Origin of the sequence: Marinobacter shengliensis (assembly GCF_003007715.1) — a bacterium.
Taxonomy (GTDB): Bacteria; Pseudomonadota; Gammaproteobacteria; order Pseudomonadales; family Oleiphilaceae; genus Marinobacter; species Marinobacter shengliensis.
The window spans coordinates 575,948-592,007 of the sequence record NZ_PXNO01000027.1 but is presented as its reverse complement, the minus strand read 5'-3'; the positions used below and the strand labels follow the sequence as shown (position 1 = coordinate 592,007).

Genomic DNA, 16,060 nt, shown 5'->3' with positions numbered 1-16,060 from the left:
GGGACAGACCCCTTACTCCGGAGTCTGCTGTTCCAAGGTGGGTCAGTCCCCATTCGGGGACAGACCCTTTACTGTGGAGTCAGCTGTTCCAAAGTGGGGTCAGTCCCCGTTCGGGGACAGACCCCTTACTTCTTCTGAGCAAACAGCTGGTCCAGCTTCTGTTCGAAGTCGTGGTAGTTGAGGAAATCGTACAGCTCCATTCGGGTTTGCATCAGGTCTACTACGTCTTTCTGGTCACCCTTCTCCAGAATGTTCTGGTACACGGCCAGGGCTGCTTTGTTCATGGCGCGGAAGGCGCTCAGGGGGTAGAGCACCATGGCGGCGCCGGCGTCGGCGAGTTCGGAGCGGTTGTACAGCGGGGTGGCGCCGAATTCGGTGATGTTGGCCAGGATCGGGGCGTCGATGGCTTCGGCGAAGGCTTTGTAGTCGCTCAGTTCGTGAACGGCTTCGGCGAAGATGCCGTCGGCACCGGCTTCGATGCAGGCCTTGGCGCGGTCAATGGCGGCTTCCAGGCCTTCTTTTTGGAAGGCATCGGTGCGGGCCATGATGAAGAAGTCTTTGTCCTGGCGAGCATCGGCAGCGGCCTTGATGCGGTCAACCATTTCTTCTTTGGAGACAATCTCCTTGTTCGGGCGGTGGCCACAGCGTTTCTGGGCAACCTGATCTTCAATATGCACGGCAGCGGCGCCGGCGCGTTCCATTTCGCGGATGGTACGGCCAATGTTGAAGGCGCCACCCCAACCGGTGTCGATGTCGACCAGCAGCGGCACGTCCGTGGCGGCGGTAATACGGCGCACGTCTTCTACCACGTCGTTCATGGTGGTCATGCCCAGATCCGGCAGGCCATAGGAGGCGTTAGCGACGCCACCACCAGACAGGTAAATGGCTTGGTGCCCTACCCGCTCTGCCATCATGGCGGTATAAGCGTTGATAGTACCAACGATTTGCAGCGGTTGGTTTTCTTTCAGGGCCTTGCGGAAACGGGCACCAGGGGAGAGTTGGTTAGCCATGGGACATTACCTCTTGGATCAGATTGTTAACACGCCTTCCTGGATCTTTTGTTCGATATTCTGGCGTGCGGCATTGATGTGTCTTTTCATAAGGAATTCGGCGAGTTCGCCATCGCGCTGGGCAATGGCTTCGACGATACGGCGGTGTTCACCCAGCGCCATATGCGGGCGCCCGGCGGAGGTGCTCAACCGGTAACGGTACATGCGCACCATGTAATACAGATCACCCAGCAGCATCTGGGCCAGCTTGGTGTTGCGGCTGCCAGTGGCAATCCGGTGGTGGAAGTCGTAGTCACCCTCGGCCTGGTAATAGGCCTGGCCCTGGGCCTCATCAATCATTTTCTCGTGACTATCCAGTGTAGCTTTCAGGTCGCGGATTTCCTCATCGGTCATCCGTTCGGCGGCCTGGCGGGCAGCCAACCCTTCCATAACTTCACGAATTCGGTACAGCTCCAGCAGCTCTTCGGCACTGACAGATACCACTTTCACACCAGCATGGGGCCGGCGCACCAGCAAACCACGGGACTCAAGGCGGCCAAGCGCCTCTCTCAGGGGACCACGGGTGAGATTAAAGCGGGAGCAGAGTTCGACTTCGCCGATCTTTTCACCGGGCGCAAGGTCACCCATCACGATGGCGGTTTGCAGACAATCAAAGGCTTCATCTGCACGAGTATGTACTTGGGCCGGAGCTTGAACCATGTTTTGTTAACAATCCAATGAGTGATGCTGGTGAAATTACGCCCAACGAGCCGGATTGTCAACAAAATGGAGCAAGCCAAACGTCTTATTGTTTACAGGATGGGGAGGGAATTAAATCTGCAGACTCATGGAAAGCCGCACATCCGGGTGGTCCGGAACAACAATGGCTTCGGTGGTTGTTCCAAGTACCCGGCCAACGCTGACATCAGCACTGAACTTGCGGGCAGAAAGGCCGAGGGACAATTCCCCGGAAGTAACGTGGCCAGACTGATCATGCTGGAACGAGGTGTCGGGAACCCAGCCCCGCAGCACCGACAGCCGGACGCTGGACAGCATTTGGGGGAAAAACGGTACGTTAAAGGTAGGGCTGCGGCTGCCGAGGCGCAGCCAGCCACCCTCCGCAACACTCAGGGATTGGCCGCTATAGCCCGTCGAAAGCGCTGCGCCAGCAACCTGCAGGCGGTGTGATCCGGGCGTATCCGCAGACGCAATTTGATACTGCCCTTCAAGACCCCATTGCCAGTCCAGCATTTCCCGGTCCAGGGACGCGGTAAACAGCATGCGCCCGAACTGTTCGTCCTGGGATTCCTGATAACCAACCGCCGTGCGTTCCGCCTCTGTCTCAATGCCAGTGACAGCCCTGAATCCACTAGAGAGACTGAAGCCGCCCACCAGGTCATGGCGACCCTGGGCTTCAAAGCCCAGGGTGGATACCTCGTAGTGATTTCTGTGGTTCTCATCGCTCTGCCGGGTCCAGGAACGGGTTACGGAGTTATACTCTGCGCGCCCCCGGATACTGTAACCACTGACGGAGAACAGCGGCCGGCTTCCGGTTACGGCCACGTCGCGAATTCGTCCGGCTTTCTGATAGCGGCCCCCCTCAACCCTCGACACTTCATCATAGGCGGTGTTGGTCAGCTCCATGCGGAGCTGGTTGCGCCCTACCGGCAAGCCATAGCCAAACCCAAGGACCTTGCGCTCGTTACTGACGCGATAGGTCTTGGAGTCCGCGTACCGAAGATCAGCCCGATGACTTTCACCGAACATGTTCTTCAACCCAAGGTTCAGTGTGCCGTCAAGGCGATCTGAATCGTCTTTGGTACGCCCTGAAAACTCGAATTTCGACCGTAGCCAATGCTCGCGGGTGGCCTTCAAACGGTCCTGAGCAAACAGGGCTTCCTGGGTGCTGAGAGCATCCTGCTCGGAGAGTGAAAGCTCGCTGGCAACTCCCTGCACCGAAAATACAGTCAGGGCGCACGAAAAGAGTGCAATAACGCCTGTTTGAGGGCCGTGCCGTTTTGGGACCAGCGGATGTGCCATTCAGTACCCGTAGAAGTGTCAAGATCGTGTAAATGTGCTGAAGCTTTGCCACTTTAAAATATGGAGAGCCAGGCAACCACCCTTGTCATCATAATTTTACAATTTTAATGTTTTATTAAATCAGTACCTTATTGAGCCAACTGAAACTATTTTCTAGACATTTCAATCGCTCAGCAGAAGCGGGAAACAGGTCACAGAATTACCAACAATCAACATTCAGAAATGAAATCCTCCAACTCGCGAAACAACTTGGTTACACTTGGCACACTTTGTGGGACGGCTCCCAGCATGCAAGATTCAAACTAAGGATGAACACCATGATCAAAAAGTGCCTTTTCCCGGTAGCCGGCTACGGCACCCGCTTTCTCCCGGCCACCAAGGCCATGCCGAAAGAGATCCTGCCAATTGTTAACAAGCCGCTGGTTCAGTACGGCGTAGAGGAAGCTGCCGAAGCCGGAATCCATGAGTTCGGTTTCGTAACGGGCCGCGGTAAGCGTGCTATCGAGGACCACTTCGACATCAGCTACGAGCTGGAGCACCAGATTGCCGGAACCGGAAAAGAAGGCCTGCTAACCTCCATTCGCGACCTGATCACCAACAACACCTTTGCCTTTACCCGTCAGAACGAGATGAAAGGCCTGGGGCATGCCATTCTGACTGGCCGCAACCTGGTGGGTGACAACCCGTTCGCGGTGGTACTGGCTGATGACTTCTGTGTTGGGCCAGAAGGCGAGGACGGTGTTCTGGCGCAGATGGTGAAACTGTACAACCAGTTCCGCTGCTCCATCGTGGCCATCGAAGAAGTACCGCAGGATGAAACCCACAAATACGGGGTGATTGCCGGCGAGTCCATGAAAGACGGCCTGTACCGCATTACCGACATGGTGGAAAAGCCGGCCTCGGAGGACGCACCCAGCAACCTCGCCATCATTGGCCGGTACATTCTGACACCGGATATCTTCGACATTATCGAACGCACCCCTCCGGGCAAGAACGGCGAGGTCCAGATTACCGATGCACTGCTGGAGCAGGCGAAGAACGGTTGCGTGCTGGCCTACCAGTTCAAGGGCCAGCGTTTTGACTGTGGCAGCATCGACGGCTTTGTGGAAGCCACCAACTACGTTTACGAGAATATCTACAAAAAAGGCAAGTAAACTGACTTACCGGGGCGGTTAACGCCCCAGCAGCTGAAGGACCATGCGCCGGTTTTCCGCGGTTGCCTTGCGGAACCGGCGCAGCAACTCCACCTCTTCCTCTGATAGCTGCAATCGGTTCAGCTCCCGCTCCAGTTCTTTCAACGCTACAGACAAATCATCACTGTTACTGAAGGCCAATCCCGGCAACTCCAACTGACCGCTGTCACCGCCATCATCCATATCCAGCAGTTGATCCAGCGGCGTTTCGGTTTTCAGGCACACATCCAGCAGTTCGCTGACGCCCGGATAGCTCCGCTGCTTGGGATCGGTGGCCTCCCAGCTGCCTACCCGGGCTTCGTCCACACCGCACATATTGGCCACATCCGCCAAAGACAGCTGCCCGGTCTGCCGGAGTTGCCGCAAGCGGCGATGAAAGGACTGCAGGTACCGCATAGCTCAGTGTCCCTGAAAAATTGGCTGGAAAAGTGAATCAATCCGGAAATGTATCGTACATATAGCTTTGCACACAATCTGCCTATACTGAAACCACAAACCAACAAACGGGACAGCCATGGCCACCCTGGATACAGACACTGCCTGGAAGCTCATACTGAATGCCAGCAACCGCAGCAATGTCACCCTTCCCCTGCCGGGAACCACTCAACCAGCGCTGCGGATTAACGGCAAAAGCTGGGAGTTGGTGCATCAGGCAACGGAAGACGCCAGGAATCTGATTTCGCTGTTCCTGCCCCTGTGCCAGCCCATCAAGCGCCCGGCGGGCAACCATGTGATTGGTCAGCTTGGTCAGAGCCTGGATGGCCGCATTGCCACCGTAACCGGTTGCTCCCGGTTCATTAACGGTGACGACGGAATCACCCACCTGCATCGTATTCGTGCCCTGTGCGATGCGGTGGTGGTTGGCGCCGGCACTGCCACCACGGACAATCCACGCCTGACCGTACGCCGCACCAACGGGCCAAATCCGGTACGGGTGGTGATTGATCGCCATGGCCGGGTGCCCCGCAGCCACCACCTGTTTACCGACAACGCAGCACCCACACTGCACCTGATTGCCGGGGACTATGACCCAACCCGAAAACCCGCCAGCATTGGCCAGGTAACCACTATCCCCTGTCTCGGTGCCGCCGACGCCCCCTCACCAGTGCCACCGGAGCATATTCTTCAAGTATTACAGGATTACGGGCTTCGAAAAATCTTTATTGAGGGCGGTGGTGTAACCGTTTCATCCTTCCTCAAAGCCGGGCTGTTGGACCGATTGCATGTCATGGTCGCGCCCATGATCATCGGCAGTGGACGGCCAGCCTTTTCGCTGCCGGAGATCGATCAACTGGATGATGCCCTGCGCCCCCGGGCCCAGTTGGTCAATCTGGGCAGTGACATGCTGTTCGACCTGGCCTTCGAGAGGCGCTGGAATTGATCAGGCGCGCTTGAGAAGCATCAGCGCCCCCGGCCAGCTGGCCAGGAATATCAACGCACCGTAGCCAATACTGATCGCCACCCCCTGCTCTGCCGGTAACCCCACCGCCGGCCAGAGCAGGGCTGCTGCGCCTTCACGGACACCCCAGCCAGACACCGTAATGGGGAGTACCATCGCCAGAAGCAATAGCAGACACAGGGCGGCGGTCAGAACCAGACTGCTGGCATCGGTCGCCAATCCCATACCCAACGCCAACAACACAAACATCGTCAAATAGGTGCCCAAAACGGCAAGGGAAGTAAACAATTGCACCGAACCATTGCGCCAGCCAGCAAAGGCCCGCCTGAGATCGGCGCCCAGGCGCCCAAGGTACCGCCGCAGTGAGGCAAGCCGACCACTGACCCACAACAACCAGATTCCAATGCCAGCCAGGAATGGAGGCAACAGCCAGTATATCGGGCTGAGGGATAATTGGGCCGACACCTGCTGCCCACTGAAAGCGCCGGCACTCCACAGCGCAATTACGGCGAGCAAAACCACCGGAACCAACACCAACTGCCCGGACAGCCGTTCAAGGACAACCGCATGAACCGCCGAAAGCTGCCCCGAACGCCCGGGGGCTCCCCGCCCGCAGGCCCGGCTGTGCCTCCAGGCCCGGTTCACATCGCCCATAACGCCACCCGGCAGCACCTGATTCAGAAAGGTGGCCAGGTAATATTCCCGAACGGCAAAGGTCATCGGCACAGAAACACCCAGGCTGCCGGCGGTGTAACGCCAACGCCAGGCGGACAGAACCACCTGGAAGACAGAAACCCCCAGGGCCAGTGCGATCAGTGAGGGCGGAATGGATCGGAGCCTGGCTATCAACCCGGACAGGTCCACAAACCGCAACACCAGCACCAGGATAATGAGGGTCGCAGCCCACCGAAGCAGCAGCTTTGGCCATGGCTGCTGGCGCATCATGCCGGTAAACCTGAGTCGGGTAACCCGAGTAGGTCCAGGTGATCAACCAACACCTGCAGTTCGTGACGGGCCAACTGATTCTGTCTTTCTTCCAGCCAGGCTCTGATCTCAGCCTGCGCAGCCGGGTTCTGCTGGCAGGCGGCATCCGCCCAACCGGTCATTAGCATGGTGATCAACTCGGCACTCGCGCCACCCTGTCCCAGGTTGAGATGCCATCGGCTCTGTTCTACCGTGACGGTATAACCTGCCTCACGCAGCAGTTTTTCCAAAACCATGGTTGCTTCCGGGCCTAATGCCGCTCCGCTGCCTTTATCGCCATGCTGGTGCTGATTCACCAGCTTCTGTACCAGGGCGTCTGAGGCGTGGGACGGCGCAAGTTCAAAGTGCCCGCTATAGCTCAGTACTACAAGAGCACTGGCTTGCCTGCGCACCACAGCCTGCGTAAAAGCTTCAAGCCATTCCTCGGAGACCAGATCAATCAGGGCCGATGCCGTTACCAGGGCCGCATCATCTGGCAACGCCTCATCCAGGTTGTGCCGAGTCAGTTCCAGCATCACTGGAACAGCAGGCGCATCCAGAGCTTCTACCCGATGGCAGGCCAGCCCCAACAGATGCTGATCCGGTTCAATCAATGTCCACCGCTGGGGCACCGGCAAACGGGGAATCAGATAACCGGGGTTTGAGCCCCGCCCACTGCCAATGTCCACCAAGTGCAATGGATCACCGGCCGGTTTACCGGCGGCTTTCGTGTTGTATTCCACGGTTAGCCAGTTTGCCAGCGTATCCGTCAAGGCCCGGCTTCTAGCGGCATGATCCGCGGGCTCCCGGGCTTCCAGCCACTGGCCAGAGAATCTTGCAGGATCACCCTCATCGCTGATGCCCAGACTGCCGAGGAATTCCCTTGTGGTATCTGACCACTGGCGAATATCTGACCGATGGGCCCGCGCACGTCGCGCCAGATCCGAGAAATCCGCAGTATTCGTCAGGAGAGAGCGAAGTTCTGACGCCAGGGCTGGCACATTGCCGGCCGGAAAATTCCGGGCTCCGGGTTTACCGGTGGTCAACGCCAGCGCGCCGCCATCGGAGGACAACACCGGCAAGCCCGCGGCCAGGGCTTCATCGATGACCATGCCATAGCCTTCGTAGAGCGACGGAAACACGAACAGATCCGCCCGGCGATAGGCCTCCTCCAGCGCGGGTTCCGATAGCTCTCCAAGAAGCTGAACACGATCGGCCAGTCCGTGCCGGGCGATGGCATTGCGAACGGCCTGCGCATAATCCGGATCACGATCCTCCGCCCCCACCAGGGTGCATTGCCACGGCAGTTCCTGCAGGGTGGCGAGGGCATCGACCAGGTGGTGCTGCGCCTTCCGGGGGGATAGATGTCCCACGCACAAGAGCCTCATGGGCTTGTCCAAGCGGTTGCGCCCAATCTGAAAGAACAGGGCGTCCACGGCCGGCTGCGCCGTCGTAATCTTCCAGGACGGCACACCATAATCCTGTTGCACGCGGCGGGCAGTATACTCACTGGTCGTGACCACCCTGCCTACCTGGGCCAGGGATTGCCTTTCAGCTTCCCGAAACCACGTCTGTTGCTCCTGGGATAGCCCGGTCTCATCCGCCAGCGGGTGGTGTACCAGCGCCACAAGCTGCAAGCGTGTGCGGTGGCGCTGCAGCACGTCTGGCATGGCCCCCATGGCTAGCCCGTCAAGCACCACCAACGTGTTGTCCGGTAAAGACGTCAGGAACTCTTGCATGGCATTGGTAGCTGTTTGATCCGGTCTCGGAAAGCACCCAGCGAGCCCCTGAACCCGCGCGTTCACCCCGGCCAGGCGCGATGCCGCCACCAGGCGCTGCACATATCGGTACCCACCGGTGTTCTGATCAGGATCACCGGGAACCACAAACCATAGGTCAGATGCCGGCATGGTAACTGGCCCAGGCCAGGTGCGACTCGCCCAAAGTCACTTTAAGGCCGGCAACCTGCCGGCCCTCTTCACCCAGACGGCCGGCCTGGATGGCGGCCGCCATGCGATTGAACACAACTTGCGCCATAAATTCCGTGGTGGTGTTCCGGCCTTCGAATTCGGGCAAGTCGTCCAGATTCTTCATGTTGAATTCCGAAAGCACCTCTTTCAGCAGGTCAGACGCCTGGCCAATATCCACAATCAAATCGTTACCATCCAACTCAGGTCGCTCGAAGGTAACGTCCACGACGTAGGTGGCGCCATGGAGCCCTTGGGCCGGACCAAAGATTTCCCCTTTAAAACTGTGAGCAATCATCATGTGATCGCGAACGGTCAAACTGAACATGGTATTTCCTCAGGCATAGGTAATTCGATGGCAGAGCGCATCCCCTGTTGGCGAAAATAAAGTTCTGGCGACGGCAGGAAGTTCCTCAAACCGGGATTCACCGCTGATCAGGTGGTCCAGCTCAGGCGCTCTGAGCAACTGCAAAGCCAGTTCAAGCCGCCGGGCATAGTTCCACCGGGGTTGCCGGCGCGGCGGAATCTGCCCCACCTGGCTGGATTTAAGTTCAAGGCGGTTAGGATGAAAGGCATGGCCAAGGGGAACCGTGACCGGTTCGTTGCCATACCAGCTAAGCTCCACAATGCGACCTTCCGGCCCGGCCATGGACAGGGCTGACGACAACCCCTCGCTCCGGCCGGACGCATGAATCACCAGATCGCAATCACGGGCCGAGGCCTCGGTTGTGAACGGAAGCCCCAACGCTTTGGCAATGTCAGCCCTGGACTCATTGGTATCGACAGCCAGCAGCTGTGAGCCGGGGATCTGTTTGACCAGCCAGGCCACCAAAAGACCGACCACCCCCAGGCCAACCACGGCAACCCGGTCGCCTACAGCGGGCTCGGCATCCCAGAGCCCGTTAATGGCGGTCTCCATATTGGCGGCAAGAATGGCGCGCCCCGGCGGCAGATCGTCCGGCAATACGGTGACGGCACTGGCCGGCACGCGGTAGTGCCTCTGGTGGGGGTAGAGGCAAAATACCCGCTTACCCATGAGGTGCTCTGGCCCGCGCTGCACTTCGCCAACATTGGCATAGCCATACTTGACCGGAAACGGAAACTGGCCCTCCTGAAAGGGTGCGCGCATTCGATGGTACTCGCCCGGTGGAACCCGATTGTTGAATACCAGTGATTCCGTGCCCCGGCTGATCCCTGAATACAGTGCACGCACGGTAACAATGCCTGCCCCGGCACTCTCAGGGCAATCCAGCGTCGCCGGCCGAAGCTCCCCCTTGCCCGGGCCGGTGACCCAGAACGCCTGATTCCCGGATGACGTCATAAACAGTCCATTCTCTTATTATCTCCGTAAGCAAAAGCAACTACCCCAAACTATAGTCATAGTACGGGGCCTAACACACGTACCAGTCAGGCTATACGGAAACGCTCGGATATGGATTCGATTCGCCCGGCAACATTTCAGATTCCTGCCACTGCAAGGGAGCTTGGTTGGGCTGCCATATTGCTGTTTTTCGTGTTGCTGTCCGTGCACGAATGGTTCAGCCCTCCCGCCTGGTTCGCTCTGCTGGCGATTCTGATTTTTGCCACCCAGGGGGCCTTGATACTCACTCGATGGCCAGCCCGGAAAAACTTTGGCTGGGCCAACCGCACTACCCTGCTTCGATCTATCCTGGTCGTTTCCCTGGTGGCCTGGGCACCGTTCCTGTCCGCTACCGATTCTTCCGCGTTGTGGATTTACGGCGTGGCCTGCCTCATCGCGCTGATCCTTGATGGCGTGGATGGCAAGGTGGCCCGGGCCACCAACAGCAGCAGTGAGTTCGGCGCCCGGTTCGACATGGAGCTGGATGCTTTGTTTATCCTCGGCTTGTGCGTTGCCGCGATGGCAATTGGCAAAGCCGGGCCGTGGGTATTGATGCTTGCCCTGATGCGTTACGCATTCCTGGCCGCCAGCCATTTCCTGACGTGGCTCAACCAACCGCTGCCGGACAGTTTCCGGCGCAAAACGGTCTGTGTATGGCAGGTTGTTACACTGATGATCGCCATACTTCCCCCTACCCCCACCGGGTTTGCCGGCACCACACTGGCCATGGCACTGGCCCTTCTGGGCTGGTCATTTGCGCTGGATGTCCGCTGGCTCTACCAAAGGAGACACTATCATGAAAACTAAACTTGCCACCGCAACCCTGGCAGCCGCCCTGGTATTCACCGCGCCGCTGCTGCAGGCAGAACCAACCAGGTTCCAGGTGGACGATGAGCACTTCTCCATGGTCTTTGAAGTGATGCACATCGGCTATGCCCCGGTCATGGGTATGTTTCGCGAGGTAAAAGGCGAATTCGTCTATGACGAACAGACCGGGGAACTGTCATCCGGAGAGCTGGCCTTCAAGGCGAACAGCGTATTCAGCAATCATGGTAAACGGGATGACCACCTGCGCAACAAGGATTTCCTGGACACCAGAAGGCACAAGGACATCACCTTTACTGTGACCGGCTTTGAACGCACGGGAGATAACACAGGCGTCGTCACCGGCGATCTCACGCTTCTGGGCAAGACCAACCCGGTGGATGTGGATGTCACCCTCAACAAGGCTGACGTATATCCCTTCGGGCATGAGGAATACACACTCGGTCTCAGTGCATCGACCGTGATCAAGCGAAGCGATTGGGGCATGACCTACGGAATCGACGAAGGTATGGTCGGCGATGAGGTAGTACTGCGTTTCGCGTTCGAGGCTATCAAGGACTAACCCCAACACGTGATAGCGGTCACACTTTAGAGTGAAAGTGGCGCATTGTCGGACAACTTTCATGCCGGTTACGACAAAACTGGCTATGGTTACTCTTTAACCAAAAGCAGTGAAATAACAATAAGAAGGTGATTCTACATGCCTTACAAGGCACTGATGGCCACCGCCGTAGCGGTGGCCAGTATTTCAGGTACTGCGTGGCTGTTGTCCGCAGATAACGACGGCAAGTTCCGTTGGCTGCCTTTCGGCAGCCAGTCTGATCATCAGGAAGCAAGCGCCATGGCGGGAGGCCGCACGCCAGCGACGAGTGAGGTCAACAGTTCGGTCGCGCCTGCGCCCTCTGACAACGCCCTGGGGTTCATGCTCGCCAGCGTTGCAGACGACTACCAGCGAAGCGCCCGCTACCCCGACTACTCGGTACCATTGACCACCGCCCAGGCTGAAGCTTATCAGGGTAACCGGTACCACCCGGTTGAATTGCCACTGGAAGACGACGGCCGCTTCATCGTGACACTCGACAAATTCCGCTTTACCCAGGGTGAGCCCATTCTTGTGGTGGCGTCCCTGAGTGGCCGGCAAGTGTTCGGCGACACTCTCTCGGCGACACTCGAATCGGCCACCCAAAGGGACAAGGCCGACTCAGCCGACCTGCCTGCCACGGAAGACAGCGGCTACTACCAGGGAACAATCAGCTCCGATCATGAGCCGGGCGAATACCGGCTGATTGTGGAAGCCAGGGTTGATGGCAAGCCGGTCCGGCACGTGTCGTCTCTCTCCATTGAACCTGATCTCGGCGACTTCGGCGGTATCGACTCACCCTATGTGTCCGGAAATGACCTGGTTATCCCAGTCCGTTTCGATCCGGACCATGCCGGCTACTATGCGCTGTCCGCCCAGCTATACAACGGACAGCGCGCGCTGGCCCAACTCAGTACTGAAGAATCCCTGAGCGGGGGTAGCGGTACGCTTGTACTCAAGGCCCATGGCAGCGTGTTGGCAAACCAGGACATCGAGGGCCAGCTGCAACTCCGAAACCTGCAGTTACGACAAATGCCAGACCGCCCTGGTGACCGCACCCATTACGCCTTCGGCCCGGACGAAGGCTATGAATTTTCACCGCCGGATCTTGGCAATCTGCGTGACACACCTGCGGTGAACACAGAATCAGAGCAACGGGCGGCGTTGCTGAGGCAGCTGGCCGACAAGTTCTGATAAACAACAATAAAACCGGAAAACGGAGCAAGCAATGATCAACAAAAACAAAAGATGCCTGAGTAAAACTGCATTATCGATAGCGCTGGCAGGCGGATTGTTCGCCACAACGGCGCAGGCCCAACTGGCGGGCCACAATGTGATCCTGGTGCACGGTTTCATGATGGAGAACCTGTCCCAGGCCCCCGCCAACATGCAAGAGGTGAAACAGGCCGGAGAAGACTACTGGCGGGACTACTGGCTGAACCGCGCCGAAGCGCGCATCGACTGGGCCAGTAACGGCCGGGTGGAAGGAGAGATCGCGCAGCAAGCCTACCAGCAGGTTCGACAAATCAGTCAGCAGGGATTGTGCAACAATTACTGCATTGTCGTGACCCATTCCACCGGTGACCTGGTTACCCGCCACCTCCTGGAGAACCAGGCTCGCTGGCTGCAATCCGAAGGCCTGCAACCGCTGAAAATCCTCGCGGTCATGGATCTTGCTGGGGCTGGCGGCGGTACCGAACTGGCCGACCTGGCAGTCAGCATTGCCTATAACGACAGCTGGTATAACTGGCCGGTAAAACAAGCTGTGCGTGCGTTCACCGGGATTGATCCACAGCCCGACAACCTGGGCGTGGTCAATGACCTGCAAACCAACACCGCCCGCAACCTGTCGGTAGGCCCCACGGCTATTCCCCGGCTGCGCTTTGTCGGTGGCGGTTCGTCCTATGGAGGAATCACCAAACCCTTCATTGCCGGCACCGATGACGGCGTGGTACCCACCCACTCCGCCTGCGGCGCCACCACCGCCAGCGGCATAGACTCGTGCTCCAACAGCATCAGTCTGGCGGGCAAGGTAAGCGGGCAGAATGGTCCTTCTGGCCTTTATTACAATCACTACCCGATTCTGATGAGCGAAGGCGCCAACCACAGTGCCGTAAAGGACACCCAAACCGGCAACATCTCCGTGCCGGTGGTGAACAACACTGTGCTCAATGGCCTGCAGATCGACTTTGCCAGCCGCACATACAACCAGCGGGCCTGGTGGCAACTTTGGGGCTCCGGTGACCAGTATGTCGAGGTCCCCAACTCCAACCAGACCAGCATGTCCAACCTGCTGTATACCACGCTCAACAACTGACACCACGGTTGTTGGCCGGGCTCAGGGATGAGCCATCTCCCTCCCTCTCGGTTTTCGCTGCTTTCTTTTTTAGTTCGCAAACTATAGATTTACCCTTCCTTGCACTTCACTCTGCCTGACCGGAGCCAGTTTCTTGATGTCTGACGCTCACAAATCCGATCTGTTGCTGGTTGTCGTTACCCTCCTGGCCGCGATCAGCTGGATGTTTTCTAAAGAAGCCGTACTGATGATGCCACCGTTGATGTTCATGGCGGCCCGGTTTCTGATCGCCGGCGGCGTGTTGGCGCTGATTGCGCTGCCGGCCCTGCGCCGGCTGGATGCCGACCAGGTGAAACGGAGCATGGGCGTCGGCCTGGTGTTTGGCATTGCCATGAGCTGCTGGATACTGGGCCTGTTCCATGGCGACAGCATGGGTGAAGGCGCGTTTCTCACCAGTCTTGGGGTCGTGATTGTGCCAATCATAGCCCGCGTGGTATTCGGTGAATCCCAGCCTCTGAGTACCTGGCTTGCCATTCCGATTGCGGTGGCGGGCCTGGCCCTGCTGTCCCTTGAGAACGGTTTCCGGCCAGATCCCGGCCAGCTGTACTTCGTTGTGGCCGCGTTTATCTTTGCGCTTTACTTCACGCTCAATACCCGCGCCGCCAATCAGCGAACGGTCACCAATAAACGGGGCGATACCATCGAGAAGCGCAAGGTGCCGGCACTGCCCCTGACCGCTCTGGCCCTGCTGACAGTGGGCCTGGTTACCCTGGTGGAGTCCGCTATCAGCGAGCCCTGGGCACCCACTCTCAATAACCCGCCGCCGATTCTGATGGTTTGGGTGCTGGCCAGTGCCATCGTCGGCACAGCCGGGCGCTTTCTGCTGCAGACCTATGCACAGAGCCTTTCAGTACACAGTCACGGTGTGGTGATTCTGGTGCTGGAACCGGTATGGGTGGCCCTGTTTGCCGCAGCCTGGTTCGGAGAGACCATGTCGGCGCTGCAATTGGCAGGGTGTGGACTGATTTTCATGGCTCTGCTGGTAAACCGATGGGGCGCTCTGAGCCGCGCTATTAAAGGCTTCCTGAAACCGGCAAAAACTGCCTGAAAGAGGTTGACCAAGGGGAACGAAATCCGTATATTTCCACCCCGTTGCAGGACACAGGACCATAGCTCAGTTGGTTAGAGCGCTACCTTGACATGGTAGAGGTCCCCAGTTCGAATCTGGGTGGTCCTACCAATTCTGCAAAGAAAGTCAGTTACTTACGGGCCTCGTGAGAACTGGCTTTTTTTATGCCTGCGCGAACCATCGCTACTTACCAGTCATCCTTTTCCTGTTTTTCCTTCTCTTCCAGCTCCGCTTGTCGTTTGCGGATCTTTTCCAGCTTGTGTTCGGGAATTTTCATATTGCTGCTGTCTCTGAGTAACAGAAGACTGCCGATCACCATGCCAAAGGCGAGCAGGATAAATATCCATCCTATTGTGGGCATCGTGTTCCCCTTATGCTGGATCTGTTTCCTGGGCAGCCAACCACGCTGCCCCGCGTACGCCGCTGGAATCGCCGTGTACCGCTGGCCGGATCGGGGTTGAGCATTCGCCGCCAAAAACATACTGCGGCAGCCGCCCCGGCAGGGATTGGTGGAGTTCCGGCACATTGCTCATGCCACCACCCAACACAATCATATCTGGGTCCAGAAGATTGATAACGGCGGCCAGGCCCTTGGCCAGATGCTCAATATAGAGGTCCAACGTCAAACGGCACTTGCGGTCTCCCTGCCGAGCGCCGGCAACAATCTCCAGTGCCGAGGCTTTGTCGCCCCAGGATAGCCAATGGGTCAAGCTGAAGCCGGTACCAGACAGAAAGGTCTCGTTACAGCCAAGGCGGCCACAAAAGCAAGGGCGATCATCCAGCTCTCCCTGCGGTGTCCAGGGCAACGGGTTATGCCCCCACTCACCGGCCACACCATTGGGGCCCGTCAACAGTCGCCCACCCACGCTGATACCAGCGCCGCAACCGGTTCCCAAAATGGCAGCAAACACAACGCCGGCGCCCTTCCCTGCACCATCAGTCGCTTCCGATAATGCCAGGCAGTTGGCATCGTTGGTCAGGGCAACCGGTCGGCCGAGTAGCTGGCGAAGGTCATCCGCCATGGGCTTGCCGTTGAGCCAGGTGGAATTGGCGTTCTTGATACGACCGGTCACGCCAGATACCGTTCCTGGAATACCAATGCCTACCGGTAAGCCGCGTTGGCTGGCATGTTGTTCAGCTCGTTCGATCAGTGATTTGATGGTAGCCAGGGTGGCCTGGTAGTCGCCGGCAGGCGTTGGCACCCGATGCCGAAAGTGTTCCTGGTGGTTCTCATCCAGCAGGATCACTTCCGTTTTGGTGCCTCCCAGATCAATACCGGTCAACCAGCGTTTGGACATTCGTAAAGATCGCCTTTGGTA

General features: G+C 58.1%; 17 protein-coding genes and 1 tRNA gene. 8 read left to right on the top strand and 10 right to left on the bottom strand.

From position 1 onward, the window contains the following. Positions 1-125: 125 nt before the first annotated feature. From prpB to C7H10_RS15875, 3 genes are all read right to left on the bottom strand, one after another. Entirely contained in the window at positions 126-1,010 is an 885-nt protein-coding gene (gene prpB, locus C7H10_RS15885; RefSeq protein ID WP_106695621.1) for a methylisocitrate lyase, read from the bottom strand. 18 nt (positions 1,011-1,028) lie between these two features. After that, on the bottom strand, positions 1,029-1,709 hold the full coding sequence (locus tag C7H10_RS15880) for a GntR family transcriptional regulator (protein ID WP_106695620.1): 681 nt from the start codon (positions 1,707-1,709) through the stop codon (positions 1,029-1,031). Positions 1,710-1,820: 111 nt separating this feature from the next. Further along, entirely contained in the window at positions 1,821-2,945 is a 1,125-nt protein-coding gene (locus tag C7H10_RS15875; RefSeq protein ID WP_244178306.1) for a ShlB/FhaC/HecB family hemolysin secretion/activation protein, read from the bottom strand. Positions 2,946-3,346: 401 nt separating this feature from the next. Here C7H10_RS15875 and galU point away from each other — a divergent pair, with 401 nt between their 5' ends. Continuing rightward, complete coding sequence (gene galU / locus C7H10_RS15870) at positions 3,347-4,183, top strand: UTP--glucose-1-phosphate uridylyltransferase GalU (protein WP_106695618.1); 837 nt, start codon at positions 3,347-3,349, stop codon at positions 4,181-4,183. Positions 4,184-4,201: 18 nt separating this feature from the next. Here the strand turns inward: galU and C7H10_RS15865 are convergent, their stop codons facing one another. Next, complete coding sequence (locus C7H10_RS15865) at positions 4,202-4,618, bottom strand: helix-turn-helix domain-containing protein (protein WP_106695617.1); 417 nt, start codon at positions 4,616-4,618, stop codon at positions 4,202-4,204. A gap of 118 nt (positions 4,619-4,736) precedes the next feature. On the opposite strand from C7H10_RS15865, the gene C7H10_RS15860 reads away from it, so the two are divergent. Then, entirely contained in the window at positions 4,737-5,603 is an 867-nt protein-coding gene (locus C7H10_RS15860) for a RibD family protein (RefSeq protein WP_106695616.1), read from the top strand. On the opposite strand, the gene C7H10_RS15855 is transcribed toward C7H10_RS15860, so the two are convergent. The 4 genes from C7H10_RS15855 to C7H10_RS15840 are packed head-to-tail and all read right to left on the bottom strand — an operon-like array spanning position 5,604 to position 9,872. Further along, positions 5,604-6,566 (bottom strand): lysylphosphatidylglycerol synthase transmembrane domain-containing protein, encoded by a 963-nt coding sequence (locus C7H10_RS15855; RefSeq protein ID WP_244178305.1) that lies wholly within the window; start codon positions 6,564-6,566, stop codon positions 5,604-5,606. Beyond that, complete coding sequence (locus C7H10_RS15850) at positions 6,563-8,494, bottom strand: glycosyltransferase family 4 protein (protein WP_106695615.1); 1,932 nt, start codon at positions 8,492-8,494, stop codon at positions 6,563-6,565. The genes C7H10_RS15855 and C7H10_RS15850 overlap by 4 nt, the downstream gene beginning before the upstream one ends. Then, a complete protein-coding gene (locus C7H10_RS15845; RefSeq protein ID WP_106695614.1) occupies positions 8,481-8,879 on the bottom strand; it encodes a 6-pyruvoyl trahydropterin synthase family protein in 399 nt (132 codons plus the stop codon). Before C7H10_RS15845 ends, C7H10_RS15850 begins: the two co-directional genes overlap by 14 nt. Before the next feature lie 9 nt (positions 8,880-8,888). Continuing rightward, the gene (locus C7H10_RS15840; RefSeq protein WP_106695613.1) at positions 8,889-9,872 is read right to left on the bottom strand and encodes a zinc-dependent alcohol dehydrogenase; all 984 of its coding nucleotides are present in this window, start codon (positions 9,870-9,872) and stop codon (positions 8,889-8,891) included. A 111-nt stretch (positions 9,873-9,983) separates the two neighbouring features. On the opposite strand from C7H10_RS15840, the gene C7H10_RS15835 reads away from it, so the two are divergent. The 6 genes from C7H10_RS15835 (at position 9,984) to C7H10_RS15810 (ending at position 14,852) form a co-directional block, all read left to right on the top strand. Next, positions 9,984-10,718 (top strand): CDP-alcohol phosphatidyltransferase family protein, encoded by a 735-nt coding sequence (locus C7H10_RS15835; protein WP_106695612.1) that lies wholly within the window; start codon positions 9,984-9,986, stop codon positions 10,716-10,718. Further along, positions 10,708-11,298: a YceI family protein gene (locus C7H10_RS15830; RefSeq protein ID WP_106695611.1), complete on the top strand. Its 591-nt coding sequence runs from the start codon at positions 10,708-10,710 to the stop codon at positions 11,296-11,298. The genes C7H10_RS15835 and C7H10_RS15830 overlap by 11 nt, the downstream gene beginning before the upstream one ends. Positions 11,299-11,436: 138 nt before the next feature. Then, on the top strand, positions 11,437-12,510 hold the full coding sequence (locus C7H10_RS15825) for a hypothetical protein (protein ID WP_106695610.1): 1,074 nt from the start codon (positions 11,437-11,439) through the stop codon (positions 12,508-12,510). A gap of 34 nt (positions 12,511-12,544) precedes the next feature. Further along, a complete protein-coding gene (locus C7H10_RS15820; protein ID WP_061331044.1) occupies positions 12,545-13,633 on the top strand; it encodes a hypothetical protein in 1,089 nt (362 codons plus the stop codon). A 136-nt stretch (positions 13,634-13,769) separates the two neighbouring features. After that, positions 13,770-14,720 (top strand): DMT family transporter, encoded by a 951-nt coding sequence (locus C7H10_RS15815; protein WP_106695609.1) that lies wholly within the window; start codon positions 13,770-13,772, stop codon positions 14,718-14,720. 55 nt (positions 14,721-14,775) lie between these two features. Continuing rightward, positions 14,776-14,852 (top strand) — tRNA-Val (locus C7H10_RS15810). A 76-nt stretch (positions 14,853-14,928) separates the two neighbouring features. Here the strand turns inward: C7H10_RS15810 and C7H10_RS15805 are convergent. Both C7H10_RS15805 and C7H10_RS15800 read right to left on the bottom strand, forming a co-directional pair. Beyond that, entirely contained in the window at positions 14,929-15,102 is a 174-nt protein-coding gene (locus tag C7H10_RS15805; RefSeq protein ID WP_106695608.1) for a DUF2897 family protein, read from the bottom strand. A gap of 10 nt (positions 15,103-15,112) precedes the next feature. Beyond that, a complete protein-coding gene (locus tag C7H10_RS15800; RefSeq protein ID WP_106695607.1) occupies positions 15,113-16,039 on the bottom strand; it encodes an ROK family protein in 927 nt (308 codons plus the stop codon). Between the last annotated feature and the right edge of the window lie 21 nt (positions 16,040-16,060).

Excerpts from the sequence above, each read along its gene's own strand:
- C7H10_RS15880 (WP_106695620.1), bottom strand. The coding sequence starts at position 1,709 with ATGGTTCAAGCTCCGGCCCAAGTACATACTCGTGCAGATGAAGCCTTT.
- C7H10_RS15865 (WP_106695617.1), bottom strand. The coding sequence starts at position 4,618 with ATGCGGTACCTGCAGTCCTTTCATCGCCGCTTGCGGCAACTCCGGCAG.
- galU (WP_106695618.1), top strand. The coding sequence starts at position 3,347 with ATGATCAAAAAGTGCCTTTTCCCGGTAGCCGGCTACGGCACCCGCTTT.
- C7H10_RS15840 (WP_106695613.1), bottom strand. The coding sequence starts at position 9,872 with ATGACGTCATCCGGGAATCAGGCGTTCTGGGTCACCGGCCCGGGCAAG.
- C7H10_RS15850 (WP_106695615.1), bottom strand. The coding sequence starts at position 8,494 with ATGCCGGCATCTGACCTATGGTTTGTGGTTCCCGGTGATCCTGATCAG.
- C7H10_RS15800 (WP_106695607.1), bottom strand. The coding sequence starts at position 16,039 with ATGTCCAAACGCTGGTTGACCGGTATTGATCTGGGAGGCACCAAAACG.
- C7H10_RS15830 (WP_106695611.1), top strand. The coding sequence starts at position 10,708 with ATGAAAACTAAACTTGCCACCGCAACCCTGGCAGCCGCCCTGGTATTC.
- C7H10_RS15815 (WP_106695609.1), top strand. The coding sequence starts at position 13,770 with ATGTCTGACGCTCACAAATCCGATCTGTTGCTGGTTGTCGTTACCCTC.
- C7H10_RS15835 (WP_106695612.1), top strand. The coding sequence starts at position 9,984 with ATGGATTCGATTCGCCCGGCAACATTTCAGATTCCTGCCACTGCAAGG.
- C7H10_RS15845 (WP_106695614.1), bottom strand. The coding sequence starts at position 8,879 with ATGTTCAGTTTGACCGTTCGCGATCACATGATGATTGCTCACAGTTTT.
- prpB (WP_106695621.1), bottom strand. The coding sequence starts at position 1,010 with ATGGCTAACCAACTCTCCCCTGGTGCCCGTTTCCGCAAGGCCCTGAAA.
- C7H10_RS15820 (WP_061331044.1), top strand. The coding sequence starts at position 12,545 with ATGATCAACAAAAACAAAAGATGCCTGAGTAAAACTGCATTATCGATA.
- C7H10_RS15855 (WP_244178305.1), bottom strand. The coding sequence starts at position 6,566 with ATGATGCGCCAGCAGCCATGGCCAAAGCTGCTGCTTCGGTGGGCTGCG.
- C7H10_RS15860 (WP_106695616.1), top strand. The coding sequence starts at position 4,737 with ATGGCCACCCTGGATACAGACACTGCCTGGAAGCTCATACTGAATGCC.
- C7H10_RS15805 (WP_106695608.1), bottom strand. The coding sequence starts at position 15,102 with ATGCCCACAATAGGATGGATATTTATCCTGCTCGCCTTTGGCATGGTG.
- C7H10_RS15825 (WP_106695610.1), top strand. The coding sequence starts at position 11,437 with ATGCCTTACAAGGCACTGATGGCCACCGCCGTAGCGGTGGCCAGTATT.